The organism is Rhizobium sp. R634 (genome assembly GCF_002211305.1).
In the GTDB taxonomy this organism is placed as follows: Bacteria; Pseudomonadota; Alphaproteobacteria; order Rhizobiales; family Rhizobiaceae; genus Rhizobium.
Window position 1 is genome coordinate 232,876 of sequence record NZ_LOKW01000004.1, and the last position, 26,520, is coordinate 259,395.

Sequence of the window (26,520 nt, forward strand, 5' to 3'; positions counted from 1 at the left end):
GGGACACAAGAAAATGAATGATGAAGAAGGCGCTTCACGGCGGCCGATCGCGAGCCGGTCGTCGTCCTGGGCGAGCTGCCTGAGTGCGTGGCTGGCGCGCACCGGCGTGACGCGCACGGCCAAGCTTGCCCGTTCGCTGGAGAGACTATGACCGCACTCGTCCGTCGTCTTCTCGTGCTGTTCGTCCGTATCATGGTCGGCGCCCGAAGCGAGTGGCGGGGCTGCACGCCCGACACGCGCCGCCGCATCTATTTCGCCAACCACAACAGCCATGTCGATACCGTCGCCGTCATGGCCGCCCTGCCGTATCACGTGCGGCGGCTGACCCATCCGGTGGCGGCGCGCGACTATTGGGGAACGAGCGCCTTTCGCCGCTTCATCGCGGAAAAGGGCCTGCGCGCCGTCCTGATAGACCGCAAGCCTCTGCCGGACAGCAATCCGCTGGAGCCACTCGAGCGCCTGCTCGAGGAAGGGCGTTCGATCCTGATTTTTCCCGAGGGAACGAGAAGCGCCACCGAAGAGATTGCCCCGTTCCGTAGCGGCATCTATCGCCTTGCCTGCCGCTTCCCGGATGTCGATCTCGTGCCGATCCACCTCGACAATCTGCAACGCATTCTGCCCAAGGGAAGCATGCTGATCGTGCCGATCACCTGCACGGCCCGATTCGGCAAGCCGCTGCGCGTCGAACCGGGCGAAGGCAAGGACGCATTCCTGGCCCGCGCGCGCGCCGCGATCATCGAGCTGGCAGACAGAGGGCGCACCGCATGACCAGCTTTTTCTCGATCGTTCTTGCCGCGATCCTCGGCCTGCTCGCCGTTGCCTCCGCCATCGGCTTCATCCTGCAACGGCGCGCGACCGAACCCGGCTCCGTCGCCACCGTCCAGAACCTCAATGCCCGCATCCGCTCCTGGTGGATCATGGTCGCGGTCTTCGGCGGCGCGATCCTGCTCGGCGATACGGCGGTGGTCATCCTCTTCGCATTCCTGTCCTTCATGGCGCTCCGAGAGTTCTGGACGCTGACGCCGTCGCGGCGCGGCGATCACCTGGCGCTGTTCCTGTCCTTCTTCGTCGTCCTGCCGGTGCAATATGTGCTGCTCGGGACGCTGTGGTACGGCCTCTTTTCGATTTTCATCCCGGTCTATGCCTTCCTGATCCTGCCGGCGGTGGCGACGCTCACGGGCGACGTCAATGAATTCCTGGCGCGAACCGCCAGGGTGCAATGGGGATTGATGCTGACGGTCTATTCGATCAGCCATGCGCCGGCGCTGCTGATGCTTGAGACTGGCACGCCTTCGGCGCTACTCCTCGTCTATCTCGTCATCGTCGTGCAGCTCAGCGACGTCTTCCAGTATGTCTGGGGCAAGCTTCTCGGAAAGCATCGCTTCTCGCCGAACATCAGCCCATCGAAGACGCTCGAAGGCCTGATCGGCGGCGGCGCCTCGGCCATCCTCGTCGGGACGCTGCTCTATCGCCTGACGCCGTTCTCAACCCTGCAGGCGGCGGCCGTCAGTACCGTCATCGTCGTTGCCGGCTTCTTCGGCGGCTTCGTGCTCTCGGCCATCAAGCGCGATCTCAACGCCAAAGACTGGGGCTATGTGATCGAGGGCCATGGCGGCGTGCTCGACCGCCTCGACTCCATCACTTTCGCCGCGCCGCTGTTCTTCCATATCGTTCGCTACTGGTTCACCGCCTGAGAAGTCGCCTGCCGGATGCCTGGCGGACATCTGCGAGGATCGACGAGAAACTATTCCATCGTCTCCATCGACGATGCGTGAGCCTTCGCCATGGCGTCCTGAAGATCATCGATCGGCGTCGCGTCGACCATCTTCCGGCCCTCGAGCTCCTTCGGCATTTTCCAGCCGGGATCGATGCCTTCCATGTTCGGCAGCTCGTGGGCGATGCCCTTGTGACAGTCGATGCAGGTCGCCTGGCCCGAAAGCAGATATCGGCTGTGAATATCAGCGGCACGCTGTGTCTGCTTCTGGAAGTCCATCGCCACCGCCGAATGGCAGTTGCGGCATTCCAGGCTGTCATTGGCCTTCATCCGCGCCCATTCGTGCTGGGCAAGCTCCAGCCGCTTCTCCAGAAATTTCGGCCGGGTGTTGATCGTGCCGAATATCTTGCCCCAGACCTCTTTCGAGGCCTGCATCTTGCGGGCGATCTTGTCGGTCCATTGATGCGGCACGTGGCAGTCGGGGCATGTCGCCCTGACACCCGACCGGTTGGAAAAATGGATCGTTCTTGAAAGCTCCTGATACACGTTGTCGTGCATTTCATGGCAAGACGTGCAAAACGTTTCGGTATTGGTAATTTCGAGCGCCGTATTGAACGCACCCCAGAAGATGACGCCGCCGACGAAGCCGCCGAGCGTCAGCACGCCCAGGCCGATCGTTGCTGCCGGCGTCGTCAGGACCGACCACGCCCACAAAACCGCTTTCCTGATAAATGCGATCATGACTGTCACTCGCTTCCGGCTGGTTTGAAGCCGAGCTCACTCATATCCTTGAACGCATTGGGGACGAGCGGCTGGGTGTCGGCCTGCGGCACATGGCATGCCGTGCAGAAGTAACGGCGCGGGGAAACGTCGGCGATCATCTGGCCGTCACGCGTCATATAGTGGGTGACGCTGATCATCGGCGCGCCGCTATCCTGGGTGAATTCCCGCTTGTGGCAGGAGAGGCAGCGGTTGGCCTTGACCGACAGTTCGTAGCCTTCGATCGAATGCGGAATGACCGGCGGCTGATCCGGATAGGCCCGCATCCTGCGCTGGTCATCGACGATCCACTTCGGCAGGGGCTTGGCGGCCCCGGTCTCCATGGAGGGTGTCGGGCCCTCCAGCTGCGGGACGGTTTGCTGCACCACCTGGCCGAAAGCGGCCGTCGCCAGGAAAACGACGATTCCGGCTGCGACTGACTGCCATTCCGGTCGCCTTAGACGGCAGGAAGAATCTTGACCGCGCATTTTTTGAAATCCGTCTGTTTGGAGATGGGATCGGTGGCGTCCAGCGTGACCTTGTTGATCAACTGGCTGGCGTCGAACCACGGAACGAAGATCACACCCGGCGGCATTCGATTCCGGCCTCTGATATCGATGCGCGAACGGATCTCGCCGCGGCGGGAAACGATCCGCACCTCCGCTCCCTGGTTGATGCCGCGCTTGCGGGCATCTTCGGCGTTCATGAAACATCGCGCGCCGGGAAACGCCCGGTATAGCTCTGGAACCCTCATCGTCATCGATCCCGAGTGCCAGTGTTCGAGCACACGGCCGGTAACGAGCCAGAAATCGAATTCGTCGTCGGGAGATTCGGCTGGCGGCTCATAGGGTACGGCCAGGATGACGGCCCTGCCGTCCTTCTGCCCGTAGAACTTCACCCCTTCGCCCGGCTTGACGTAGGGGTCATAGCCTTCCCGGTATCGCCAGCGCGTTTCCTGACCATTGACCACCGGCCAGCGCAGCCCGCGCACCTCATGATATGTGTCATAGGGCGCAAGGTCGTGGCCGTGCCCGCGCCCGAAGGAGGCATACTCTTCGAACAGGCCCTTCTGGATGTAGAATCCGAACGCCTTGGCCTCGGCGTTGTCGTATTCGGCGTTGATCTCGCTGAGCGGGAAGCGATCGACCTCGCCATTGCGAAAGAGCACGTCGAAAAGCGTTTTTCCCCGGTACTCCGGATTGGCGTCGAGGATTTCCCTCGACCAGACGTCATCGGTGGTGAACCGCTTCGAGAACTCGACGATCTGCCAGAGATCGGATCGCGCCTCGCCCTTGGCCTGGACGAGCTGATGCCAGACATGTGTGCGCCGCTCGGCATTTCCATAGGCGCCTTCCTTCTCGATCCACATCGCCGCGGGAAGGATCAGGTCGGCGCTCATCGCGGTTATGGTCGGATAGGCATCGGAAACCACGACGAAATTGTCGGGGTTGCGATAACCCTGCCAAGTCTCGTTGCTCGTGTTCGGTCCTGCTTGGACGTTGTTGTTGACCTGCACCCAATAGAAGTTCAGCTTGCCGTCCTTCAGCATGCGATCCTGCTGGACCGCGTGATAGCCCGGCTGCTCCGGAATGATCCCGTGCGGGATACGCCAGATTTCTTCGGCATGCTTGCGATGCTCGGGGTTCGTCACCGTCATATCGGCGGGAAGACGATGTGCGAAGGTTCCGACTTCGCGGGCCGTTCCGCAGGCGGAGGGCTGGCCGGTGAGGGAGAACGGGCTGTTGCCCGGCTCGGAGATTTTGCCCGTCAGCAGATGCAGATTGTAGACCATCTGGTTCGCCCAGACGCCGCGGACATGCTGGTTGAAACCCATGGTCCATAGCGACATCACCTTGATGCCGGGATCGGCATAGAGTTCTGCAAGCTGCTCCAGGAATTCAGGGTCGACCCCGGTCAGGTCGGACGTCTTCCTCAGCGTGTACTCGCTGACGAATTCTTTGAAGTCGTCGAAATCCATCGGCTCGGTTTTGCCAGGATCCTTGGCGTTGGCGGCGGCGACTTCAACGGGATTGTCCGGGCGCAGGCCATAGCCGATGTCGGTGACGCCTTTTGCGAACCTCGTGTGGTCCCGGACGAAATCTTCGTTCACACGGCCCGTCTGAATGATGTGGTTGGCAATGAAATTCAGGATCGCCAGATCGGTTCCCGGCTTGAAAACGACGGGAATGTCGGCAAGGTCCATGCTCCTGTGCGTGAACGTCGAAAGCACCGCGACGCGCACATGCGGTTGTCCGAGCCGGCGGTCGGCGACGCGGGTCCACAGGATCGGATGCATCTCCGCCATGTTGGAGCCCCAAAGCACGAAGGCATCCGCGTTCTCGAAGTCGTCGTAGCAGCCCATCGGCTCGTCCATGCCGAAGGTGCGCATGAAGCCATAGGCCGCCGAGGCCATGCAGTGCCGGGCGTTGGGATCCAGGTTGTTGGAACGGAAGCCGGCCCGCATCAGCTTTGTGGCGGCATAGCCTTCGAAGATGGTCCACTGGCCCGAACCGAACATGCCGACGGCCGTCGGACCTTTGTCCTTGAGCACTGCCTTGCATTGTCCGGCCATCACGTCGAAGGCCTCGTCCCAGGTCACCGGCTCGAATTCACCGTCTTTGGCATAGCGGCCGTCGAGCTTGCGCAGCAGGGGAGTCTGAAGCCTGTCTTCGCCATACATGATCTTGGACAGGAAGTAGCCCTTGATGCAGTTCAAGCCGCGATTGACCTCCGCCTGCATGTCTCCATGCGTCGCAACGACCTGGCCCGCCTTGACGCCAACCATGACGCCGCAGCCGGTGCCGCAGAAACGGCAAGGAGCCTTCGACCATTTGATCTCCAGTGCACTGACGCCGCCCGGCACCGGCTGGGCGGCGACCGGCATCGTGATCCCCGCCGCGGCAGCGGCTATCGCGGCGGCCTGCGCCTTCAGGATCTCACGCCTGCTCAATTCTCCCGTCATGGCCTTGCATCTCCTCCTCGACATGCTCGAACACCATGTTCGCCGCGATCACCCCGTCCAAAAGCGAGATTTGCGACAGACGATCACCGAGCATACCCGTGCTCGTTCCCTCGATGACGATGACGATCTTGCCATTGGCCTGACCGTGGATTTCCACATTCGGCATCTCGGCGATTTCCATCAGGATCGCCTCAGTGCGGGTCGGCATGGTCGCCACCACGGCACTCGATACGTGATAGCGCAGGCCCCGCTCAGGCATCGGCCGCCTCCATGCTGCGTTGCTGCAGCGTGATGGCGCTGACGGGGCATCCAGCAATGCATCCCCCGCATCCGTTGCAGAGGTCGGCGCGCAGCTCGGGAAGAAACGGGCCGCCGATGCGGGGCCGGAAACGGATCGCCTGCTGAAGGCAAGCTTCTCCGCAGGATTGGCAAGTGACGCCGCGCTTCGCCAGGCAGCTATCGCCGACCGCAGCGACATGGGCGAAGCGATCGACCCGATCCGCAACGAAGACCGGCTCAGGGCACGATGCCGCGCATTCACCGCAGAAAGTGCATTCGCCCCCGCTGAAATCGAGCGAAGGTAATCCGTCGACGAGACGGATTATCCTGGTGGGACATCGTTTCTCGCATCGTCCGCACCCCGTACATGCCGCGGCAAGGCTTTCCATCGAGGCTCCCGGCGGGCAAACCCGACGATCGGTCGTTGCCGGCCCGCCTGAAAGAAATCGACGTCTCGACATCGGCGCTTGGGACATGGCTCAATGCCCAGCAGGCGGCCCCGGAGGGCCGAAGATGATCTGAAACATCCATACGAGGAAACCATAGCCGCCGACGACACCCACGGCGACCAGAGGCCATATTCCGAATGCAAGGAGAAGGAAGGCCAGCACTTCCGCCCGGCGCTTCGCGCGCGGATCGCTCTGTCCCGATGCTTTTTGAAGCAATTCAGACATGACAGGCCCCCAGACAGGGAGGATAGCATGCCCGGACAAGCATGACCAGCCGACTTGCATTCCATCAGTCTGCAACTGCGCCCGTAGAAGGCACATGACTGGGCGGCCTAAAACCGGTCGATGTCCTCGAGACTTTCGACCAGCCGCTGCTGGACATCGCGCTCCTGCCTGGAAATGGCCGCCATCAGCTTGCCCATCGTTCCCCTGATGCCATGAAGCTGATCGACCAGATCCATGACGACATCGACGCCGGCCTCGTTGACACCCATATCGCCCATGAGATCCAGGATCAGCCGCGCGCGGGCGATATCGGCATCGCGAAACTGTCGCTTTTCGCCTGAGGTCTCCGGGATAAGCCAGCCCTGTTCGATCCAGAAATCGAGCTGGACCACATCGATTTTCAAGTAAAGACGGAACTCATGATCATCCATGATCAGGCCTCCATGTTCTTCCTCGGATCGTGTGGATGTGCCGCCGCCCATTCCTTCACCAGGGACGTCAGCCGCTCGTCAGGCTGATCGGGCAAGACGATCTTCAGGGAGACATAGACGTCGCCGTGCCCGCCGCCGCGTTTCGGAACGCCCTTGCCCTTGAGGCGCAGGACTTTTCCGGTGTTGGAATGAGGCGGCAGCGTCAGATTGACGGGGCCTGAAGGCGTGGGGACGCGAACCTTGCCGCCGAGCACCGCTTCGCCGAGCGAAATCGGCAGCTCCAGGCGGATGTCGTCGCCGTCGCGCGTGAAGAAGCGGTGCGGGCGCACATGGATCTCGATGAGCGCATCGCCTGCCGGCCCGCCGCCAGCACCCGGCTCCCCCTTGCCGCGCAACCGCAAGGTTTGGCCGTCGCGCGTTCCCGGCGGGATCCCCACCTCCAGCGCGGGGCCATCCGGAAGCTTGACCTCGGTCCTGGTGCCGTTGATGGCCTCGAGAAAATCGACCTCCATCGAAAAGCGCCGGTCCTGGCCTTGGCTGCGCGCCCGGCCGCCGCCGGTGCGGCGTGAAAAGAAGCTCGCAAAGATGTCGTCGGCATCGCCGAAGTCTGCGAAGCCGGCGTTGCTGCGATAGGGATTATCGGCGCCGCCGGCCGAGGCATAGTCGCGGTAATAGCTGCGCTGCGCCCGCTCGGCGCCCGTCATATCGATCTCGCCGCGGTCGAAGCGCCCGCGCTTCTCTTCGTCGCTCAAAATCTCGTAGGCGGTCGAAATTTCCTTGAAACGCTCCTCGGCCTTCCTGTCGCCGGGGTTCAGATCGGGGTGCAATTTCTTGGCAAGCTTACGGAACGCGCTTTGAATATCCTTTTGCGACGCATCCCGCTTCACGCCCAGAAGCTCATAGGGATCCTGGCTCATGCATGTCTCCGCTCAGGCAGCCAATTCTGCCGTTGATTTGCCTGAAATATAGGTGGTCAGGGCGCCGGAGGGGAGGGGAGGCTGTGGAGAGCTACAACAGCGCTTCGTCTTCCTGCGGCTGATCGTGACGCCGATCGATGAGGACCGAGCAGCCCGCGTGGCGCACGACCTTCTCGACGATCGAGGAAAAGACGTAGTCGGTGATATCGGGGACATGCGATGACAGCAGGATGAGATCGGCCGATCTCTCCTTGGCGGCCGATATGAGCATGGAGGCCGCAACGCCGATGCGAACCTCGACCGTTGCCGGAACACCCAATTCCCGACAGAGCGATACGAGCTTCCTTTCGGCGTCGGCCATCGCCGTCGTCTCGAATTGCTCCGGAAGATCCATGAGGTGGCGGTGCGGAATATTCTCGACGACGTGCAGGACGACAATGCTGCCGCCTTGGTCCAACAGCGCCGCCGCCCGGCGGAGGAGGCGGATTGCCGTTTCCCGGGAACCCATGCCGATGCCGCAGATGATCGTCCGATACATTGAGTTCAATATCCCCGAATACGAATAGCCTCGCCGATCATACCCGGCGCCGGCCACCTCTGCTTTGACCGATATCAAGCAGAAATGCCGCAACATCGCAACGCAGGAAGCGGCCATCCGGAAGGGCTCGGGCGGATCGTCGCAGTTGACGGCACGGCCGTCGGCAATAGCTTTACCGCGATATCGTCAATCATCGAGGTTCACATGGGCAATATCGCAATCATCGGATCGGGCGCGATGGGAAGCGCCGTCGCCAAACGGCTGATCGACCATGGCGCCACGGTACTGACCTATCTCGACGGCCGGAGCGAGCCGACGATCGCGCGAGCGCGGGCAGCCGGGATGATTCCGGTCGCGCTCAAAGAGCTGGCGAAGGCCGATCTGGTCCTGTCGATCGTTCCGCCGGCAGAAGCGATCAAGGTCGCCGAACAAGTCGCGGAAATATCACTGGAGAATCCCGCGCCGCCGCCCTTCATCGACCTCAATGCGATTGCGCCGAAAACGATGCAGGCATTGGCGGCGCGGTTCGAAGGCAGCCGGGTAGAAGTCCTCGATGGCGCCATCATCGGCGGTCCGCCGGTTGCCGGCAAATCAGGTCCGACACTCTATATCAGCGGCGATAGCGCGGAGCGGAGCCGGCTGCTTGAGAAACATGGCTTGAAAGTCCGCAGGCTCGCTGGACCGCTCGGCGCGGCATCCGCGCTGAAGATGTGTTATGCCGGCATCAACAAGGGATTTGCAGGGCTTGGTGCCGCAATGCTGCTCGCCGCATCGCGCTCGGGGGCCGCCGAGAGCCTGAAGGCCGAGCTCGCCGAAAGCCTTCCCGATATCGAGCGCAAGCTTTCGAAGTCCATTCCCGACATGTATCCGAAGGCCTATCGTTGGGTTGCCGAAATGCAGGAGATCGCCGATTTCCTCGGAGAGGACGATCCGGCGGCGACGATTTTTCGGGGTATGGCCGGTCTTTTCTCCCGGCTGGCGGCGGATGTGGACGGCGACCGCGCCCTCGTCAGGCAGTTGCACAAGGTCCTCGCACCGTCGGAAACCGGCGCGATGGTCATGCCTTAGAGCCGCTGCCGGCACCTCGCGAGAGAGGCGCCGGCAGCTGGGACTCGGCCGGTCCAAGCCACGCCTATATCTTGGTGAAGTCCTCGACCTGCGCACGGATCGCGATCTCGGTCGGCAGCCGCTCCATCGAACTTGCGCCGTAGAAGCCGTTGCAGCCCTTGCAGCGGGCGAGCACATAGGCGGCATCCGCCGGCATGGAGATCGGGCCGCCATGGCAGAGGACGATGACGTCGTCGCGCACCGACCGCGCGGCATCGGCCCATGCATCGATTTTCTCCACGCATCCGTCGAGCGTCAGCGCCGTTTCGGCGCCGATCGCGCCGCCCGTGGTCAGGCCGAGATGGCAGACGACGATATCGGCGCCGGCTTTGGTCATGGCGCCGGCGTCCTCGCTGCTGAAGACATAAGGGGTCGTCAGCATGTCCTTGGCGTGGGCGCGGGCGATGACGTCGATCTCAAGATCGAAGCCCATACCGGTTTCTTCGAGATTGGCGCGGAAAGTGCCGTCGATCAGCCCGACCGTGGGAAAATTCTGGATGCCGGCAAAACCCATCGCCTTCAACTCGTCGAGGAAGTGATCGGGCAGCATGAAGGGATCGGTGCCGTTGACGCCGGCCAGCACCGGTGTGTGGCGCACGATCGGCAGAACCTCGCGGCCCATCTCCTTGACGATCTCATTGGCATTGCCATAAGCGAGCAGGCCGGCCAGCGAGCCGCGCCCGGCCATGCGGTAGCGCCCGGAATTGTAGATTACGATCAGGTCGATGCCGCCGGCCTCCTCGCTCTTGGCGGAAAGGCCGGTGCCGGCGCCGCCGCCGACGATCGGCCGGCCCTCGGCGATCTTGCGGCGAAGCTTGTTGAGAATGTCGTTTCTGTCGATACGGGTCAAAATTTCCTCCTTGAGGCATGGATGTCATGGAAGTTGGCGGCGAGTGCCGCGGCGAATTCCGGGCTGTTGATATGGGCGTCGATCTCGACGAGTCGCCTGTTCGGCGCATCGCGCCAGCCGTCGCGGATGGCTGAAAACAGCGCCGCGTCGGCTTGCGGATCGTGGAACGGCTGACCGGCTGCGTCGATGGCCGAAACGCCCTGGAGCGGCAGCAGGAAACGGACCGGACCCCGCATGCGGTTGAGCCTTTCGACGATGAAGGCGCCGATCCGGCCGTTTTCCTCCGGCGTGGTGCGCATCAGCGTCACCTGTGCATTATGGACGTGAAGCCTGCGGTCGCGGAAAGGTGCCGGCACGGTTTCCCGCGCGCCGAAATTGACCATGTCGACGGCACCGACCGAGCCGACATAGGGCAGGCCGGTGCGGATGATGGCGCCGAAGCGATCCTCGGTGGCCGGAAAGACACCGCCGACGAGGAGATCGGGAACCTCCGTCGTCGTCACATCGATCACGCCCTGCAGCAGGCCGGAATCGGCAAGTTTCTCCATCGACTGGCCGCCGACGCCCGTCGCATGGAAGACATAGATTTCATGCGTCTTGCCGAGCGTCTCGCGCACCTGCGTGACGCAGGCCGTGGTGACGCCGAACATGGTCATGCCGATACCCGGCCGATCGTCGCTCGAAGCGGGAATGGGGTTGCTGGCCATGCCGGCCGCCGCGTTCGCCGCATTGCCGATCACCTTGCGCGAGATCGCGTTCAGGCCGGCGACGTCGACGACCGAATACATCATGGTCAGATCGTTCGGTCCGACATAGGGCGCGACATTGCCTGAGGCGACTGTCGAGACCATCAGTTTCGGCAGGCCGATCGGAAGCGAGCGCATCGCCTCCGTCACCAGCGCGGTATTGCCGGTTCCGCCGAGGCCGAGAACGGCGCCGATGTCATCCCGCGATCTGAGGAACGCCGTCAGCGCCTTGGCCATCGCCGAGACCGCCGTTCCCCGATCCGTCTGCCCGAGCACGGCCGGCGCACCCTCGGGATGAAATTCCGCGACTTCGCGCGCCCGGATATCGGCGCCTGCACCCTCCCCAAGCGTGCCGACATCGACCAGCACAGCATCGGCGCCGGCGGCACGGACCACCTCCCCGGCGTAGTTCAGTTCCGCTTCCTTGGTATCACAGGTGCCGACGACATAGACCTTTCCCATTGGTTTTCCTCCTCTTTTTGAACTTTCTCTGTGTGTGTCTCGATAAAATTCCCGATTTTGTATTTTCCATATTGTATATTCTTTCGTATATTGCATACTTAAGTCACGAACGCCAGACGGAAATGGAGACCATGAACGCACCGCGCCACCTCACCCTTCGCGAGCGGATCTACGAGGAAATCGTTCGCCTGATCGTCTCCGGCGAACTGCCGAGCGGCGTGTCGATCGATGAAAAGGAACTGACGGAACGCCTGCAGGTCAGCCGCACGCCGTTCCGCGAGGCGATCGGCACGCTGGCCAAGGAAGGGCTGATCGAGATCAAGCCCTATCGCGGCTTCTTCGTGCGCAGCTTCACGCCGAAGGAGATCGACGATCTCTACAATCTGCGCAAGACGCTCGAATGCTTCGCCGTCGAGCTCGCCGTCCCGCAGATGAGCGACCGGCATATTTCAGGCTTCGAACGCATCCTGGACGAGGCGGTGGCGGCGCTGCGCCGCGGCGACATGGAGACCTACGGCATTCGCGACAAGGAATTTCACGAGACCATCGCCGAGCTTTCGGGAAGCCTGCCGCTGATCGAGACGCTGGCGCGGCTGGCGCTGCAGATCCAGATCTGCCGCTCGATCGCCAATGAGAGCCGCGACTTGGCCGAAAGGGCGGCCGAGGAGCGCGATCAGATCCTGCAGGCTTTCCGGGCGCGCGACATTGGCCGCGCGAAGGCGCTGATGCACGCGCATATCAGCGACGTCCAGCAGGCGGTCATGGCGCGGTTTCAGAAGGGTTAGCCGAGAACGTGAAGGAGAGGGAGGTCTCCTTTTCAACAGTAAAAACGTGGCCGAGGAGAGGCCCGGAGGAGGGAACAATGTTGAAATTTCTTGCCCGCAGTACGGCACTGGCGGCGATGCTTGCCGCAAGTTCGCTGGCGCATGCCGAGACCCTGAATATGTGGGGTCCGGAACAGATCACCGAACCGCTGGTCGCGCAGCTCTGGAACGGCATCAAGGCCGATTTCGAAAAGGCCAATCCCGGCGTGACCGTCGAGTTCATGCCGCCGACCGGAACGATCAGCAACGGTGCGGTGCAGGCGGCGATCCAGTCGGATGCCGGCCCCGACGTGATCCTCACCAATTCAGGCATCGGCCGCATCAGCGTTGTCAAGAACGCCAAGCAGGTGATCCCGCTCACCGAGCAATATGAAAAGCGCGGCTGGAAGGACCAGATCTATCCCTGGCTCTACACCGAGCTGAAGGGCCAGTTCGGCGGTGAGATCTACGAGGTTCCCGACGGCCTCGATGCGTTGGGCATCTGGTATCACAAGGATATTTTCGAGCAGGCGGGCTGGAAGATCCCGGCGAGCTGGAGCGAATTCGAAACGCTGATGAAAGCGATCGAGGAGACCGGCGTACAGCCGATCGCCATCGGCCCGCGCACGCCGGGCAGCGCCGGCCATCTCTTCGGCAACCTGCTGCAATCGGCAAGCGGCAAGGAGGTGATCGGCAAGGCGCTGCGCCGTGAGATCGCCTGGGACGACCCATCGGTCGCCGCCGGCGCCATCCGGCTGCAGAAGCTGGTCGAGGCGGGCTACATCAAGAAGGAAATGGCGGGTCTCGATCTCGATGGCGCCTCGCGCCTCTGGTTCAACAAACGCGCGGCCATGTTCGTCGCCGGCCCCTGGTTCACCGCCAATGCCCGCAAGGCAGGCTATGACCTCACTAACGCCGGCTATGCGCCGATGCCTTCCGACATCAAGGGCGCGGCGATGCCGACCGGCGGCGTTGGCTGGAGCTGGCTGGTGCCCGTCAACTCCAAGCAGCCGGAACTCGCGATGAAATGGATCGACTTCATGCTGTCGGACGCGGTGATGAAGAAACGCGCCCAGGATCCGGCAAGCACGATGATCTATCCGCGCGAAATCCCCGGCGTCGAACCTCCGACGCCAGTGCTCAAGGATATCTTCGCGGCCGCGGCCAGCGGCGTCGGCTACAATCCGAGCGTCTATCTGCCGGGCACCGTGCTCGACACCTATTTCCAGGTCATCCAGGGCCTGATCTCCGGCCAGATCGGCGGCGAGGAAGGCATGAAGCAGATCCAGGCCAAAATGGCAGAGGCGAAATAGTGGTCATTCCAGAAACGCCCGGAAGCAAGGTCGTGGCTCCTCTCAGGGATGCGCCTGCCGTGGCGGGACATACGGGCGGCCTGTCCGCCCGTATGTCCAAACGCCGGACGGCCAGGTCAGCTTCGCCCGACGGCGATGCCGGCACCGCATTCTGGCTGATGGCGCCGGCGCTCGGCCTCTATGCCGTCTTCACGCTGTTGCCGATCGCCGCCACTTTCTGGCTGAGCTTCAACAGCTCGGCCGGCTTCAACACCTCGGCGAGCTTCGTCGGCCTCGGCAATTATGCCAAGGCGGCGCATGATCCGATCGTCTGGAAGAGCCTGGTCCATACCTTCGTCTGGCTGGCCTATCATGTGGTGATGGCGGGCGGTCTCGGACTGCTGCTGGCGCTCGCCGTCAGCCGGCTGAGGATCACCCAGGTCTTCTTCCGCACCGCGTTCTTTCTGCCGCATCTGGTGTCGCTGGCCGTGGTCGGCGTCATCTGGGCCAATATCTACGATCCGTTTTTCGGCCTGCTGAATACGGCGCTGACGCGGATCGGGCTCGGCGCCTTCACGCAGGGCTGGCTTTCCGATCCGGCGCTGGTGCTCTTTTCCGTCAATCTCGCAAGCTCCTGGCAGGGTTTCGGCCTCTACATGCTGCTCTTCATCGCCGGCCTGCAGAATATCGACCGTTCGCTCTACGACGCGGCTGAGGTGGACGGCGCCAACGCATTCCAGAAGCTGATCCATGTAACACTGCCGGGGCTTCGCGAGGTGACGACCTTCGTCGTCTCGCTGGCGATGATCAACGGCCTGAAGGGCTTCGCCACGGTCTTCGTCATGACCAACGGCGGGCCGTTCTACCAGAGCGAACTGATCACCACCTATATTTACCGGCTTGCCTTCCAGTCCCAGGATCACGGACTTGCGGCGGTGCTCTGCATCCTGCTGAGCCTGCTGGCGATCGCCATCACCATCGTCTTCAACCGCTGGCGCGCGAGGCTTTCCCAATGAGTGTGCGCAATCGCGAATGGCCGGTGGCGCTGGCGCTGACCCCTGTTCTGATCCTGATCCTCGCTCCCTTCGTCTGGCTGCTGGTCTCGAGTTTCAAGACCGAGGCCGAGATCGGCAGGGCCGATCCCTTCACCTGGCCCGCCGACCCGATGTGGCGGAACTATCTGGACGCCTGGCAGATCGGCGGCTTCGGCGACCTCGTCGGCAACAGCCTCATCAACCTCGTCGGCGTCGTCGTCCTGTCGCTGATCACCTGCGCGCCGGCCGGCTATGCGCTCGCCAAGATCCGCTTTCCCGGCCGGGAATGGCTGTTCTACGCCTTCATCCTCGGCCTCACCGTGCCGGTCCAGGCGATCGTCATCCCGCTCTACCAGGTGCTATTCGGGCTGAACCTCGTCAACACGCTGGCAGGTATCGTGCTGGTGCAGGTCAGCAACGGCATTCCCTTCGGCATCTTCCTGATGCGGAGCTTCTTCATCGGCGTGCCGGATGATCTGATCGAGGCCGCCAAGATCGACGGCGCTTCGCATTCCCAGATCCTCACCAAGGTCTTTCTGCCGATCTCCACGCCGGCGGTGCAGGCGCTCGTCATCATCAGCGCGCTCTCCACCTGGAACGATTTTTTCCTGCCACTGATCGTGCTGATCAGCCCCGAGGTGCAGACCCTGCCGCTCGGGCTGGTGCGTTTCGCCAGCACCTACGCCTCCGATTACCGGCTGGTCTTCTCAGGCACCGTCATTTCGTTCCTGCCGATCATTCTTCTCTACATCCTGATGCAGCGCCGCTTCACCGAGGGGCTGACGCAGGGAGCAATCAAGGGCTGACCATGTCGCACCACGTCCAGCGGGAAATCCGCTACAATTTCGAATTCGAGCACCGCATCAAGGCCTGCTTCATCGGCGCCGGCGGCCATGCCTATCGCAATGTCTATCCGGCGCTGCGTTACGCTCCGGTCGAGCTTGCCGGCATCTGCGATCTCGATCTCGGCCGCGCCGAGAAATTCGCCAAGCTCTTCGGCGCCGGCAAAGCCTATACCGATCATCGCGAGATGCTGAATCAGGAAAAGCCGGACCTGGTCTTTCTCGTCACTGCCTATCATCCCGACGGCCGGGTGCAGGCGACCGATCTCGCGCTCGACGCGCTTGCCTCAGGCGCGCATGTCTGGATGGAGAAGCCGACCGCCGCGACTATGGAAGACATCGAAAGGCTGCAGGCGGCAAGTGCCGCGGCCGGCCGCATGGTGATGACCGGCCTCAAGAAGACCTTCTTCCCGACAGTCGAGAAGCTCAAGGATCTGATCGGCTCCCCCGGCTTCGGCCGGCTGACCTCGATCAATGTGCGCTATCCCCAGAGCCTGCCGAAGCCCGAAGAGCGTGGCGATCTCGTCAGGATGCAGAGCTTCCTCGATCATATCTATCATCCCGGCGCGATCCTCAATTTTCTCGGCGGAGAGATCGAACGCGCTGGTTATGAATGGGAAGCGCTGACGGGGGCCACCGTCACCAGCCTGCGCTTCCACTCCGGGGCGATCGGCACGCTGCATCTTGCTGCCGGCCAATCCGGCGGCAGCATTTTCGAGCGGGTGGAGATCATTGGCGAGGGCGCCAATGCCATCGTCGAAAACGGCAGTCGGCTGACCTATTTCCGCAAGGCGGACCTGCCGTCCTATGGCCGCGCTGCAAGCTTCATCCAGCCGGACGAGAATGCCGCGTTGTTCTACGAGCCGGAGCATTCGCTCGGCCAACTCTACAACAACAATCTCTTCTATCTCGGCTACGTGCCCGAGATCCTGCATCTGACGGATGCTATCCTTTCCGGCACATCGATCACCCGGGGCACGCTCGAAATCGCCCGCGAGATCATGAAGCTCTTCGAATTCTACCGACGCACGGATGCCGGCGTCACCACCAATCTCTGACGGGGAGGGACCGCCTTGAGCGAGACCGATATTATTTTCAGGAAAGCCGGCGGCGAATTCATGCCGACCACATGGGGCGAACTCAACTGGAAGATCACCGGCGAAGGCACGCCCGGCGCCGAGATGACCTTCGGCACCTGCCGCATCAATCCCGGCGAGCGCAACCAGCTGCACTCGCATCCCGATTGCGAGGAGATCCTCTATGTCGTTTCCGGCCTTTGCGAACACAAACTCGGCGACGCGCTTTACCGGCTCGAAGCCGGCGACGCGATCCGCATTCCCCGCAATGTCCGCCATTGGGCGCGCGCACTCGGCACCGAACCGCTCTTCGCCCTGATCATGTTCTCCTCCGGCACTCGGACGGCGGTCAATCATGAAGGCGAAGGCGCGGCCTGAACACGACAGGGGAGGAACCATCATGGCGTCGATCGCGCTTCACAACATCCGCAAATCCTACGGCACGCTACCCGTCATCCACGGCGTCGATGTCGATATCGACGACGGCGAGTTCATCGTGCTCGTCGGCCCGTCCGGCTGCGGCAAGTCCACGCTGCTGCGGATGATTGCCGGTCTCGAAACGATCTCGGAAGGCCGGCTTTCGATCGACGGCCGCATGGTCAACGACCTGCCGTCGAAGGAGCGGGACATTGCCATGGTGTTCCAGAGTTACGCGCTCTATCCGCATCTGACGGTTGCCGAGAATATGGGCTTTTCCCTGAAGCTGCGCGGCACGGCCAAGGACGAGATCGGCCGGCGGGTGCAGTCCGCCGCCAGGATCCTTGCGCTGGAACCCTATCTCGACCGACATCCGCGCCATCTCTCGGGCGGCCAGCGCCAGCGTGTGGCCATGGGCCGCGCCATCGTGCGCGATCCCAAAGTGTTTCTCTTCGACGAGCCGCTTTCCAATCTCGACGCCAAGCTTCGCGTCGCCATGCGCGCCGAGATCAAGGAGCTTCACCAGCGGCTGAAGATCACCACGGTCTATGTCACCCACGACCAGACCGAGGCGATGACCATGGCCGACCGCATCGTCGTGATGCGCGACGGCATCGTGGAGCAGATCGGAACGCCGCTGGAGATCTATGATCGCCCCGCAACCACCTTCGTCGCCGGCTTCATCGGCATGCCGGCGATGAACCTGCTCAAGGGCCGAATCCAGGCCGACGCCCCCTCGATCTTTCGCACCAACAGCGGGATCGCCATGCCGCTGTCGCTGCGTCCCGGCACGGCCGATCCCGGCGAAGAACTCATCTACGGCATCAGGCCGGAACAATTCGCCATCGCCGAGGAGGGAACACCGGCGAAAATCATCGTCGTCGAGCCGACCGGGGCAGAGACGCAGGTCGTCGCCCGGATCGGCGAAGAAAACGTCAATATGCTGTTTCGCGAGCGCATCGCGATAAAGCCCGGCGACACGATCCGCTTCACCTTGCGGGCGGCCGGCGAACATCTGTTTTCGGCCGCGACGGGCAGGCGCCTGCCTGAAGCCAACGCCTGAAACCGCTCTTTTCTTGAGCTTTGCCAAGGCTCTGACGATTGCGTGAAACAGCTCTGAGACCTGTGACAAACCCTCGTCGCCTCTGCTATGACAGGAAAAATGCGGCGGCCCGACCAGGCGCCGTGCTCTATCCGACCAATGCCAGGAGTTTGAAAGATGAGCGGTTCTCCCGATTACGTACCCCCGAAGGTCTGGACCTGGAACAAGGCGAATGGCGGCCAGTTCGCCAACATCAATCGCCCGATCGCAGGGCCGACGCATGAGAAGGAGCTTCCGATCGGCCGTCATCCGCTGCAGCTTTATTCGCTCGGCACGCCGAACGGCCAGAAGGTCACGATCATGCTCGAGGAACTGCTGGCGCTTGGCCACAGCGGTGCGGAATACGACGCCTGGCTGATCCGGATCGGCGACGGCGACCAGTTCGGAAGCGATTTCGTCAAGATCAATCCCAACTCGAAGATCCCGGCGCTGATGGACCGCAGCGGCGAAAAGCCGATCCGCGTCTTTGAATCCGGCGCCATCCTCACCTATCTCGCCGAAAAGTTCGGCGCCTTCCTGCCGACCGAACCGGGCGAACGCGCCGAATGCCTGTCTTGGCTGTTCTGGCAGATGGGAAGCGCACCCTATCTCGGCGGCGGCTTCGGCCATTTCTACGCCTATGCGCCGACGAAAATCGAATATGCGATCGACCGCTTCGCCATGGAGGTGAAGCGCCAGCTCGACGTGCTCGATCGCCGCCTGGCCGAAAGCGAGTATCTGGCCGGAAGCCAATATACGATCGCCGACATTGCCGTCTGGCCATGGTATGGCGGCCTGGTGAAGGGCTGGACCTACGGTGCGGCCGAATTCCTGCAGGTCGAGGACTATAAGAACGTGCGGCGCTGGGCCGACGCCGTTCATAACAGACCGGCCGTGCAGCGCGGCCGGATGGTCAACCGCCTTTCCGGCGAACCTTCGAGCCAGTTGCACGAGCGTCACGACGCCAGCGACTTCGAGACCAAAACGCAGGACAAGCTCGCGGCCGCCGAGTAAGCAAGCGGGTTCGATGACCAAGCCGAAGGCCGGTGGCCGGCCTTCGGCGACGCGGCAGCGATATCAGCGGGTCAGCCACTTCTTGGCGATGCGGCAGGCCATGGTATAGGCGGGATCGAAGACGTTTCCGACATCGTAACGCACCACCTGGCCCAGCAGATGGCTGGCTGCAGTTCTGTCCAAGCCGTAATCCGAGGCGAGCCAGTTCAGCATTTCGCTGGTCGCATGCTGAAGCGCCTGATCGAGGGGACGGGCGTTACCGATGGTAAAGATGTCTTCGGCGGTTTCTCCGCGCGGCCAGACCAGTCCGGCCTTCTTTTCCACCGTCAGCCTAACCGTGACTTCGAAAGTGGTTTCGACGCCGGTGCCGACGATCTCGCCATCGCCCTGCACGGCATGGCAGTCGCCCAGGAAGAACAGGGCGCCGGGAGCCGAGACCGGGAAGCGGACGGTGGTGCCGGGACCAAACAGGCGATAATCCATGTTGCCACCATATTCGCCGCTGGTCGCGGTCGAAATCGCCTGGCCAAGGCTCGGCGCCACGCCAAAGCAACCTATCATCGGGGCGAGAGGCAGAATGAAATTTTCGAGGCCGGCGACAGGCTCGGCTAGCCGGACCGTCAGTGCCTCGCGATCGATAGCCCAGATCGCCATATCGCGCGGCGGCAGGTCGCGAACCGTTTCGGGATCGATGACATTGGCCGCGACGATGCTACGGGTAAACCCAGTATCCCTAGTCGGCACCATGCTGATGATTTCGACCTTCAGCGCATCTCCGGGCTCGGCGCCTTCGACAAAGATCGGTCCGTTCATCGGGTTCGGACCGGACGTGCGCCTGATGCCGTCCTTGTCATAACCGATGGCATCGAGCGTCTGCGTGACGACGGTATCGCCGTCCGCGATTGTAAGCGCCGGCGGACGTGAGCCGATCACGTTATGAAAGGTCGTCGGAATGAAGCGGTGAATGGTCATGAGGATACGGCTTTCGCTCGTTAGGTGTGATGGCTGATTGAGCAGCAGAGAATGTGGAAAACTAGATCAGAGAACAGCCGGATGCCAATATCCTGCGAAGCGGCTTTGCATGAGGCCCCTTGACATATGCCACTGAGTAGCAATCTTGGAGGGAAAGGAGATCATCATGAGCGTGAAATCATCGATCTCGCTGACCGAGCAACAGGACGCGTTTGCTCGATCGCTTGTCGAGAATGGGCGGTATTCGAGCCTGAGTTCGGTTCTGCAGCAGGGCCTGGAGCTTCTCAGGCAAAAAACCGAAACCGAGGCCGCGGAGACGGAGGCCCTTCGGGAACTGATCCAGCGGCGGTTGAACGGACCGATGCTGTCGGACGATGCCATGGCGGAGGCCGTCGACGATATGATCGAGCGGAAGCGGCGAGCTCTTCGTGTGGAAACTTGAATATTCCCGCGAAGCGGAGCGGGATTTCGAACTTATATTCGACCACCTCTTTGCCGCCTACAGCGATCTCGGCGACGGCCCGGAAGAGGCCCTGGAGCGGGCGGCAGGCCGGGTTCGCGAACTGCGTTCGTCGATCCGGCGGCTCACCGAAACACCCCACATCGGAACATCGCGATCCGATATTTATCCGGGCATCCGCTTCCTGCGGCGAGACAAGGCGGCAATTTGGTTTCTGCCGGCGGTGGATCGCCGGACGATTATCGTTGCCGCCATCTTTTTCGGTGCTCAGGATCACATCCGGCACATGATGAGGCGACTGCTCGAAACTTAGGAGCAGAGAAGGCGCTCCGAAATGACGTTCAGTAGAAGCGCCGAACATAGGAGAGGCTCTCTTTCGCGAAGCCGATCGGGTCTGGGGGATTATCATGTTCGATCACCAGAGTGCGCGCGCCGTATTGGACGGCCGCCCGCCACAGCGAGGGCCACACCATTATACCGGCACCAACATTGGCCCACCCATCCTCTGCGCTCTTCTGGCTGTCGGCGGCGCGGTCTTTGATGTGCGCTGAGGTCAAAACCTTCGAAAAGCGACGCAGCCAATCGCGAGGTTCGACGCCTGCATGATGGAGCCAGGCGATGTCGGCTTGCCAGATCAATGGCGAACCGGATGCTGCATTGAATAGAACTTCAAACCCATATTGTCCGTTGACCAGAAGCTTGAAGCCTGAACTCGAGTTGTGAAAACCTAGCGCGATACCCTCACTCTGCATCGCTGCAGAGATCGCACCCAGATCGGTCCCGATTTGTGTCCAGTAGGCCATCGTTTCGACAGCGATTTCCTGGGGAATATGGACGAATAATTCGCGGATCCCGCAGCGAAGGCAATCGTCCACGATTTGAGATCGGCGCGCTTTGAGCGCTGGGAGCGATATGTGCGCGGTCGGCGCGGAAATCGAGTATTCGCGAAGGAGGTCCTCCAGACGCTCCTCTTCGTTCAAATGGTGTTCCAGTGGTTCGACCAACCGATACCCGGCAGTTACGGCAGCCTCCACCTGTCGAGCGAGGCTACCCAGATTGCGCATCGAGTACAGTTGGAGCGAGATGGACGGAAGGGTTGTGGAAGCGCGCTGTTCGTCTCTCAAAGCATTTCTCGTCTTTCCGTGCCATCGGCTTTCAGTGCGTCAGGTTCAATGAACCGTCAGATATTTTCGGGAGCGGCGTTCCCCATCGGCTCCACTCGCTTCCACGACGGCGAATAGGATGGATAGGAAAAACTCACCTGTGCGGTTCGCACCCCAGGCGCCTGGCGGTCAATCTGTAGGTCGCGCAGTCTCCACCGATTGGGAGACAGCGCCGAATGCGATAGGCCGACGAAAGCCCGGAGGTTGGTGCTGGTGCGTCAGCGTGATGACGATCTACTTTCGGTTCGAATATTTCAAGGCGAATTATCTGCACCAGCAAGTCGCCGCCACGTTGTTTGGATCGAACCACTTGGTAGGAGGCGAGCGAGAGAAGGACCGCCGAACAGGAGCCGCTGGTTTTCGAGTTCGTTGACACGGAACATCTCAATTCTTGAGTGCAGCCTGAGCGCCACGAACGAAACACCGGGCACTATTCGGCCGCGTTTTGGAGAATGTCATCTTCCGGCACTTCCGCAGGAGCGATAATTTCGAAGTCACAAGGCATGGCGTGCTGATCCGTGCCGAGGAGTGCCAATGTCCAGTAGTCAGGCTCCGCGCCGAAAACGGTGGAGACGCGAACCACGGTGATCTTCCCGTCAAAAAACTTCGGCGATTTTGCCCAGTAGAAGCAGCCCGGCAAGAAAGTAGCCGCACCCATAACGCCCACTCCCGACGATAGCAGATCGCTATAGATGATCATGATTCGCTTTTCGGTGGATCCCCTGTGTATGCTTTCGTACGGTTGCGGACCCAGTCGCTGATGCGCCACCGTCAGGGACAAGGTGAACGTCTTTGCGACTTCGATACGTTTGCGAACGCGACGCCTAAGCAGTGCCGGAAGCCGCAAGGGCTTGATGTCGGCGGCGCGACTTTGGAACAAGCGACGAGTTCCCGGCATTGATAGCAAAAACTCGCAGGTTCCGTCATGGTATCGTCGTCCGTCGAAAACACTTCCCCCAAGGCAAACGCCAGCTTTGTGAGGGCGCTAGGCCCTGGACTGGTCACAGGTGCCGCCGACGACGATCCGAGCGGCATTGCCACTTACAGTCAGGTGGGTGCTCAGTTTGGATTTACTCTCGGCTGGACCATGCTGTTCAGCTATCCGCTGATGACGGCGGTCCAGGGATTGAGCGCAGGCATCGGGGCTGTGTCAGGAAAGGGGCTCGCAAAGAACCTCAAGCTCCATTACCACCGTTCGTTCGCCTACAGCGCGATGGTCTTATTGTTCCTCGCAAACTTCATCAACATCGGCGCCGACCTTGCAGCAATGGGGGCTGCGCTCCAACTCCTGATCGGGGGTCCGGAGGTTTTCTACGCCATGCTGTTTGGCATCCTTTGCTCCACGATCCAGGTTTTCGTACCTTATCCCGCTTACGTCAATGTCCTGAAGTGGTTGACGCTCTCGCTCTTTGCCTATGTCGCCGTGGTTCTCGTGGCGGGGGTGCCGTGGGGCGAGGCGCTCGGCGGACTTGTGATGCCAAAATTCGAGTTGAGCGGCGACCAGTTCACCGCGATCGTCGCGATCCTCGGCACTACGATTAGCCCATACCTTTTCTTCTGGCAGGCCGGCGAGGAGGTCGAGGAATTGAGAAACAGGAAGCTTGCCCGGCTGCGACGGAACCCGGAAGCGGCAGGACCCGAGCTTGGCCGCATCCGAATGGATACCATGGTGGGGATGGGCTTCTCGAATATCGTCGCTCTCTGCATCATCATTGCGGCCGGCGCGACGTTGCACGCCAATGGCGACACCAACATCGAGACCTCCGCACAGGCAGCCGAGGCACTCAAACCGGTCGCAGGGGATTTCGCATTCGCGATTTTTGCGGCTGGGATCATCGGCACCGGGCTGCTCGCAGTCCCGGTTCTGGCGGGTTCGGCGGCTTACGCCGTTGCAGAATGCTTTGGTTGGCCCGAAGGCCTCGACAAGAAGGTCAACGACGCCAAAGCCTTCTACGCCACGATCGTGATCGCAACGCTTGGAAGCGTTGCGGTCACGATGGTGGGACTTGATCCGATCCGCGCCTTGTTCTGGAGCGCGGTGATCAACGGCGTCCTGGCGACGCCGATCATCATCCTTATGGTCTTGATGGCGAGAAACCCGGCCATTATGGGAGATCTCAAGGCTCCTCGTTGGATGGTTTACATCAGCGCCTTTACGGCGATGGCCATGGGTGTAAGCACTCTTGGTATGCTTTTGTTCTGAACGATCAGAGAAGCTTTTCCGATCGCAAGCCTGCAGTCGCATGCAGACATAGAACGCGCGTGAGAACCTTCACTCGCCGCTCTTCCGGTCAAGACTGTTGCCGGGCCTGCCGTATCAGAGAGGGAGCGCAAACATCCTTCGACGCGGTGGTATCGGTTTAGCCAGCTTCCCTGCAGACAGATGATTGCGGCCAGAATTGCCATCGTTCTTGGCGAGCAGCTCGATCCAGTCGGCTGCTAACGCCCCAGTGATCGAGCCAGGGTCGGGTTCCCGGCTCAGCCCGGCGTCGTGGGATCCCTGGTTTGTGGCTTCCGTAGGGACTCGACCTCTTCAGAAAGGCGATCCTTGATTTCATCGTGAGCGTTCGATGCAGCCGTGACCGCGTGTTGGTAAGCGTTTGAAGCGATAGCGGTGCCTTGATCAACAAGTTCAGAGGTCTCTGCGCTTATCGCCTCCTTAGTGGCATCCGAAGCTTCGCCAGCCAGTTCATCTTCAATTTCGGTGCTCGGAAGCGCTGCGCCGATCGCGGCTCCGACTGCAAAGGCTAACGCGCCGCCGACCAGCGGTTGATCGCGGAACTGGTGGAGGATCATTGCATTGAGCTTGTTTGTCTGCTCATGCAGGTTCGTTACAGCAGAAGAGGCCTGGTCGGCGAATGCATTGGCCGTCCCCGTTGCGCGGTCGGAAGCGCCTTGCACAGCCGTCTTTGCTTGCTCCCACTTTTCGGCGGCCCAACCGGACGCAGCGTCCAGCATTGCTCCCGTCTCATCGAAAATCTGGTCGATCCGCTTGCCGCTGGCATCGACGAAACCGCGATAGGTCTTGCCGCTTTCATCGACAAAATGACCCGCCCGGCGTCCGGTTTCGTCGGTCACGGCCTTCAGTGTCCTACCGGTGCTATCGGAAAAATGGCTGTAGCGGACGCCTTCGACAGAGGTCGGAGGCCCGAGGCGCCGCACAGGCCCCTGAACGGGATAAAGGTCATATTCCGGCTCGCTTGACGTCGTTGATCTAATCGCTGATGCAGGATTGCCTTTGGCCATCAGCCAAGCGAGACTGACGCCCATCAGCGCCACCGGAAGCGGATTTTCCTTCAGCGCTCGGCCGAGGTTCCCGACGAACTCGCTGCCCCCGCTGTTCTTGGCGTAAGCAATAACCTCGTCCACCAGTTGGCCAGGCGACATTCGCTCCTGGATCTCGTTGATCCGTTCCCCAAGACGCTGGCGATCTTGATCGATTTCTCGCTGAAGCTCTAGCGACGTTTTGTCTGAAGACGTTTCCATCAGAGTTTGTCCTTCACGATTTGCACGTCTCGACGAAGCGACGTTGTGGTGCGTGCAAGCGTCAGATTGCTGCGACGGAAGCTGGCAAGGCCTCGCCTGATCATGATCCATGCAATAAGACCAATCACCACGCTGACGATGATTGAAGCGAGCGCACTGGCCGTAGGCTCACCTAACCCTTGCGCCACGAACAGCGCGGCGACACCACTGACGACCGCGCTCAACAGCACGCCGATCGCTCCGATCGCCAGGATCGTTCCTATGAGCAGGATTTCGACGCCGCTCAAAGCAGCCGACAGCTTCTCCGATGCTTCGGTTTTGGCAAGGTCGATCTCCTTGCGCAGAAGACCAGCAACGTCATTTAGAAGGCCGCCGATCAGTTCGGCCAATGATGTGTTTTCTGATGGTTTAGCCATTTTGATCATCCTTGCTTTCCGAAGCGAACGCCTGTGCGGGTGTAGCATGCGTCCGAGCTTTGTCGGCGCGTTTTGCCGAGGCAGTCAGAAACCGGCTAGCGGTCAACCCAGCGAGAGCCGCGATTCCCAGGAATGCGATCGGTTGCCTGCGGCCGAAATCCTCAGCCAGCACAGCCATCTCGTCGAGGTTCTTGCCCTCTACCCGCCTTGCCGCACTGGCAACGCTGCGGCCGAGCTGCCGAGCGTAGCGGCCAACGTGCCGTTGGTCCGAGCGCTCCAGTTCCGCCCCGACCTTCTCGAGTGCCATTGCGACGCCGCTCATCTGGCGAGCGGCAAAGTGCGCCTGCTCGGAAACTGCTTCCTTTGCCTTTTCCAGGCCCGTTGCGGATGTCTCCTTCACCAGCTCCTTGGTCGAACGGATATCGTCGCTGATCTTGTCTTTCAGCTCAGTGGTCGGAGAGGCGCTCGCAGGCCGGCTGCGTTCTCCTTCCGGCGCGGAAAATTCGTCAGCCATTGAGGCCTCCCTGACTTGGAATGTTCGTGAGCGCCGAACCGCGATCTTCGGGCATTGTTCCAGCAGAGTGAGAAGTTCCTCAGCTTGCTTCCTCAGTGGGCGAGGAGCACCCAGCCTTCCAATGCGGCGGTTGTGACACACGAGCATGGGGGCGTCACGGCAACGGGTCCGAGCTTCTCCTGAAGCTGGCGTCGAGAACGCCAACCGCAGCCAAGCAGATTATGCCGCTACGACGACGGCCGCCATCGCGATCGCGCATGCGAGCCCGAGGAGGTTGAGACCCAGCGAAATGAATTCCGTCATCTCTTGCCGGTGATGACGGCAATGCTCGGCAGTGCCCAGCACCGCAACAGCTCCTCCCAGCATCCAGCACGTCAGCGTCATCGCGCCCAGAAGCAAAGCTAAATTCATCACATTTCTTGTCCCTTTACCTGATTCTTTGAACCATCGAACCGTCACGTCTTCGGTTTTGTTCCGGCCGTTCGCGCTTCGTTCGAAAAGGCATGTTGCG

Annotated in this window: 31 protein-coding genes and 1 pseudogene; 14 read left to right on the forward strand and 18 right to left on the reverse strand. The window is 61.4% G+C overall.

The features are described 5' to 3' along the window. Window positions 1-66 precede the first annotated feature (66 nt). Window positions 67-768: pseudogene (locus tag ATY77_RS08110) on the forward strand (lysophospholipid acyltransferase family protein); the annotation flags it as partial. Then, window positions 765-1,694 (forward strand): phosphatidate cytidylyltransferase, encoded by a 930-nt coding sequence (locus ATY77_RS08115; protein ID WP_088686878.1) that lies wholly within the window; start codon window positions 765-767, stop codon window positions 1,692-1,694. The pseudogene ATY77_RS08110 and the gene ATY77_RS08115, both read left to right, overlap by 4 nt. Window positions 1,695-1,744: 50 nt before the next feature. On the opposite strand, the gene ATY77_RS08120 is transcribed toward ATY77_RS08115, so the two are convergent. The 9 genes from ATY77_RS08120 to ATY77_RS08160 form a co-directional block, all read right to left on the reverse strand. Further along, window positions 1,745-2,452: a NapC/NirT family cytochrome c gene (locus tag ATY77_RS08120; RefSeq protein WP_088686913.1), complete on the reverse strand. Its 708-nt coding sequence runs from the start codon at window positions 2,450-2,452 to the stop codon at window positions 1,745-1,747. 8 nt (window positions 2,453-2,460) lie between these two features. After that, window positions 2,461-2,961 carry a nitrate reductase cytochrome c-type subunit gene (locus tag ATY77_RS08125; protein ID WP_088686879.1) on the reverse strand — a complete coding sequence of 167 codons (501 nt, stop codon included), beginning with the start codon at window positions 2,959-2,961 and terminating at the stop codon, window positions 2,461-2,463. Then, window positions 2,931-5,435, reverse strand: a complete 2,505-nt coding sequence (gene napA, locus ATY77_RS08130; RefSeq protein WP_088686880.1) for a periplasmic nitrate reductase subunit alpha — start codon at window positions 5,433-5,435, stop codon at window positions 2,931-2,933. Before napA ends, ATY77_RS08125 begins: the two co-directional genes overlap by 31 nt. Next, window positions 5,410-5,694, reverse strand: coding sequence for a chaperone NapD (locus ATY77_RS08135; protein ID WP_088686881.1), 285 nt, complete (start codon window positions 5,692-5,694; stop codon window positions 5,410-5,412). Before ATY77_RS08135 ends, napA begins: the two co-directional genes overlap by 26 nt. Next, window positions 5,687-6,190 carry a ferredoxin-type protein NapF gene (gene napF / locus ATY77_RS08140; protein ID WP_088686882.1) on the reverse strand — a complete coding sequence of 168 codons (504 nt, stop codon included), beginning with the start codon at window positions 6,188-6,190 and terminating at the stop codon, window positions 5,687-5,689. Before napF ends, ATY77_RS08135 begins: the two co-directional genes overlap by 8 nt. Before the next feature lie 3 nt (window positions 6,191-6,193). Further along, entirely contained in the window at window positions 6,194-6,388 is a 195-nt protein-coding gene (gene napE / locus ATY77_RS08145) for a periplasmic nitrate reductase, NapE protein (RefSeq protein ID WP_088686914.1), read from the reverse strand. Between the two features lie 107 nt (window positions 6,389-6,495). After that, the gene (locus tag ATY77_RS08150) at window positions 6,496-6,819 is read right to left on the reverse strand and encodes a chaperone modulator CbpM (protein ID WP_088686883.1); all 324 of its coding nucleotides are present in this window, start codon (window positions 6,817-6,819) and stop codon (window positions 6,496-6,498) included. Between the two features lie 2 nt (window positions 6,820-6,821). Next, the gene (locus tag ATY77_RS08155; protein WP_088686884.1) at window positions 6,822-7,736 is read right to left on the reverse strand and encodes a DnaJ C-terminal domain-containing protein; all 915 of its coding nucleotides are present in this window, start codon (window positions 7,734-7,736) and stop codon (window positions 6,822-6,824) included. Between the two features lie 91 nt (window positions 7,737-7,827). Continuing rightward, a complete protein-coding gene (locus ATY77_RS08160; RefSeq protein WP_088686885.1) occupies window positions 7,828-8,274 on the reverse strand; it encodes a universal stress protein in 447 nt (148 codons plus the stop codon). A 204-nt stretch (window positions 8,275-8,478) separates the two neighbouring features. Between ATY77_RS08160 and ATY77_RS08165 the strand changes: the two genes are divergently transcribed. Next, window positions 8,479-9,342 carry an NAD(P)-dependent oxidoreductase gene (locus ATY77_RS08165; RefSeq protein ID WP_088686915.1) on the forward strand — a complete coding sequence of 288 codons (864 nt, stop codon included), beginning with the start codon at window positions 8,479-8,481 and terminating at the stop codon, window positions 9,340-9,342. A 64-nt stretch (window positions 9,343-9,406) separates the two neighbouring features. On the opposite strand, the gene ATY77_RS08170 is transcribed toward ATY77_RS08165, so the two are convergent. Continuing rightward, window positions 9,407-10,231 (reverse strand): phosphoenolpyruvate hydrolase family protein, encoded by an 825-nt coding sequence (locus ATY77_RS08170; RefSeq protein ID WP_088686886.1) that lies wholly within the window; start codon window positions 10,229-10,231, stop codon window positions 9,407-9,409. Further along, window positions 10,228-11,439: a Tm-1-like ATP-binding domain-containing protein gene (locus ATY77_RS08175; RefSeq protein WP_088686887.1), complete on the reverse strand. Its 1,212-nt coding sequence runs from the start codon at window positions 11,437-11,439 to the stop codon at window positions 10,228-10,230. Before ATY77_RS08175 ends, ATY77_RS08170 begins: the two co-directional genes overlap by 4 nt. Window positions 11,440-11,570: 131 nt before the next feature. Between ATY77_RS08175 and ATY77_RS08180 the strand changes: the two genes are divergently transcribed. The 8 genes from ATY77_RS08180 to yghU all read left to right on the forward strand — a co-directional run bounded on the left by ATY77_RS08180 (window position 11,571) and on the right by yghU (window position 18,998). Further along, window positions 11,571-12,224, forward strand: a complete 654-nt coding sequence (locus ATY77_RS08180; RefSeq protein ID WP_049731592.1) for a GntR family transcriptional regulator — start codon at window positions 11,571-11,573, stop codon at window positions 12,222-12,224. A 77-nt stretch (window positions 12,225-12,301) separates the two neighbouring features. Further along, window positions 12,302-13,555 (forward strand): extracellular solute-binding protein, encoded by a 1,254-nt coding sequence (locus ATY77_RS08185; RefSeq protein WP_088686888.1) that lies wholly within the window; start codon window positions 12,302-12,304, stop codon window positions 13,553-13,555. Beyond that, window positions 13,555-14,550, forward strand: a complete 996-nt coding sequence (locus ATY77_RS08190; RefSeq protein ID WP_245314308.1) for a sugar ABC transporter permease — start codon at window positions 13,555-13,557, stop codon at window positions 14,548-14,550. Before ATY77_RS08185 ends, ATY77_RS08190 begins: the two co-directional genes overlap by 1 nt. Beyond that, window positions 14,547-15,374, forward strand: a complete 828-nt coding sequence (locus ATY77_RS08195; protein ID WP_088686889.1) for a carbohydrate ABC transporter permease — start codon at window positions 14,547-14,549, stop codon at window positions 15,372-15,374. The genes ATY77_RS08190 and ATY77_RS08195 overlap by 4 nt, the downstream gene beginning before the upstream one ends. A gap of 2 nt (window positions 15,375-15,376) precedes the next feature. Continuing rightward, on the forward strand, window positions 15,377-16,468 hold the full coding sequence (locus ATY77_RS08200; RefSeq protein ID WP_088686890.1) for a Gfo/Idh/MocA family oxidoreductase: 1,092 nt from the start codon (window positions 15,377-15,379) through the stop codon (window positions 16,466-16,468). Between the two features lie 15 nt (window positions 16,469-16,483). Beyond that, window positions 16,484-16,864, forward strand: a complete 381-nt coding sequence (locus ATY77_RS08205) for a cupin domain-containing protein (RefSeq protein WP_085739162.1) — start codon at window positions 16,484-16,486, stop codon at window positions 16,862-16,864. 22 nt (window positions 16,865-16,886) lie between these two features. Further along, window positions 16,887-17,966 (forward strand): sn-glycerol-3-phosphate ABC transporter ATP-binding protein UgpC, encoded by a 1,080-nt coding sequence (ugpC, locus tag ATY77_RS08210; protein ID WP_088686891.1) that lies wholly within the window; start codon window positions 16,887-16,889, stop codon window positions 17,964-17,966. Between the two features lie 156 nt (window positions 17,967-18,122). Further along, a complete protein-coding gene (gene yghU / locus ATY77_RS08215; protein ID WP_088686892.1) occupies window positions 18,123-18,998 on the forward strand; it encodes a glutathione-dependent disulfide-bond oxidoreductase in 876 nt (291 codons plus the stop codon). 63 nt (window positions 18,999-19,061) lie between these two features. On the opposite strand, the gene ATY77_RS08220 is transcribed toward yghU, so the two are convergent. Then, entirely contained in the window at window positions 19,062-19,970 is a 909-nt protein-coding gene (locus ATY77_RS08220) for an acetamidase/formamidase family protein (RefSeq protein WP_088686893.1), read from the reverse strand. 166 nt (window positions 19,971-20,136) lie between these two features. On the opposite strand from ATY77_RS08220, the gene ATY77_RS08225 reads away from it, so the two are divergent. Both ATY77_RS08225 and ATY77_RS08230 read left to right on the forward strand, forming a co-directional pair. Continuing rightward, entirely contained in the window at window positions 20,137-20,412 is a 276-nt protein-coding gene (locus tag ATY77_RS08225; protein ID WP_088686894.1) for a type II toxin-antitoxin system ParD family antitoxin, read from the forward strand. Next, window positions 20,399-20,743, forward strand: coding sequence for a type II toxin-antitoxin system RelE/ParE family toxin (locus tag ATY77_RS08230; RefSeq protein ID WP_088686895.1), 345 nt, complete (start codon window positions 20,399-20,401; stop codon window positions 20,741-20,743). Before ATY77_RS08225 ends, ATY77_RS08230 begins: the two co-directional genes overlap by 14 nt. A 28-nt stretch (window positions 20,744-20,771) precedes the next feature. On the opposite strand, the gene ATY77_RS08235 is transcribed toward ATY77_RS08230, so the two are convergent. Then, a complete protein-coding gene (locus ATY77_RS08235) occupies window positions 20,772-21,554 on the reverse strand; it encodes a sugar phosphate isomerase/epimerase (RefSeq protein ID WP_245314309.1) in 783 nt (260 codons plus the stop codon). Window positions 21,555-22,023: 469 nt separating this feature from the next. Next, a complete protein-coding gene (locus ATY77_RS08240) occupies window positions 22,024-22,251 on the reverse strand; it encodes a hypothetical protein (protein ID WP_088686918.1) in 228 nt (75 codons plus the stop codon). A 267-nt stretch (window positions 22,252-22,518) separates the two neighbouring features. Between ATY77_RS08240 and ATY77_RS08245 the strand changes: the two genes are divergently transcribed. After that, entirely contained in the window at window positions 22,519-23,796 is a 1,278-nt protein-coding gene (locus ATY77_RS08245; protein ID WP_088686896.1) for a divalent metal cation transporter, read from the forward strand. Between the two features lie 275 nt (window positions 23,797-24,071). On the opposite strand, the gene ATY77_RS08250 is transcribed toward ATY77_RS08245, so the two are convergent. From ATY77_RS08250 to ATY77_RS08265, 4 genes are all read right to left on the reverse strand, one after another. Beyond that, window positions 24,072-25,079: a DUF3618 domain-containing protein gene (locus ATY77_RS08250; protein WP_088686897.1), complete on the reverse strand. Its 1,008-nt coding sequence runs from the start codon at window positions 25,077-25,079 to the stop codon at window positions 24,072-24,074. Then, on the reverse strand, window positions 25,079-25,495 hold the full coding sequence (locus ATY77_RS08255) for a phage holin family protein (RefSeq protein ID WP_088686919.1): 417 nt from the start codon (window positions 25,493-25,495) through the stop codon (window positions 25,079-25,081). The genes ATY77_RS08250 and ATY77_RS08255 overlap by 1 nt, the downstream gene beginning before the upstream one ends. Then, window positions 25,488-26,009 (reverse strand): nutrient deprivation-induced protein, encoded by a 522-nt coding sequence (locus ATY77_RS08260; RefSeq protein WP_088686920.1) that lies wholly within the window; start codon window positions 26,007-26,009, stop codon window positions 25,488-25,490. Before ATY77_RS08260 ends, ATY77_RS08255 begins: the two co-directional genes overlap by 8 nt. A gap of 219 nt (window positions 26,010-26,228) precedes the next feature. Then, window positions 26,229-26,468, reverse strand: a complete 240-nt coding sequence (locus tag ATY77_RS08265; RefSeq protein ID WP_245314311.1) for a hypothetical protein — start codon at window positions 26,466-26,468, stop codon at window positions 26,229-26,231. Window positions 26,469-26,520 lie beyond the last annotated feature (52 nt).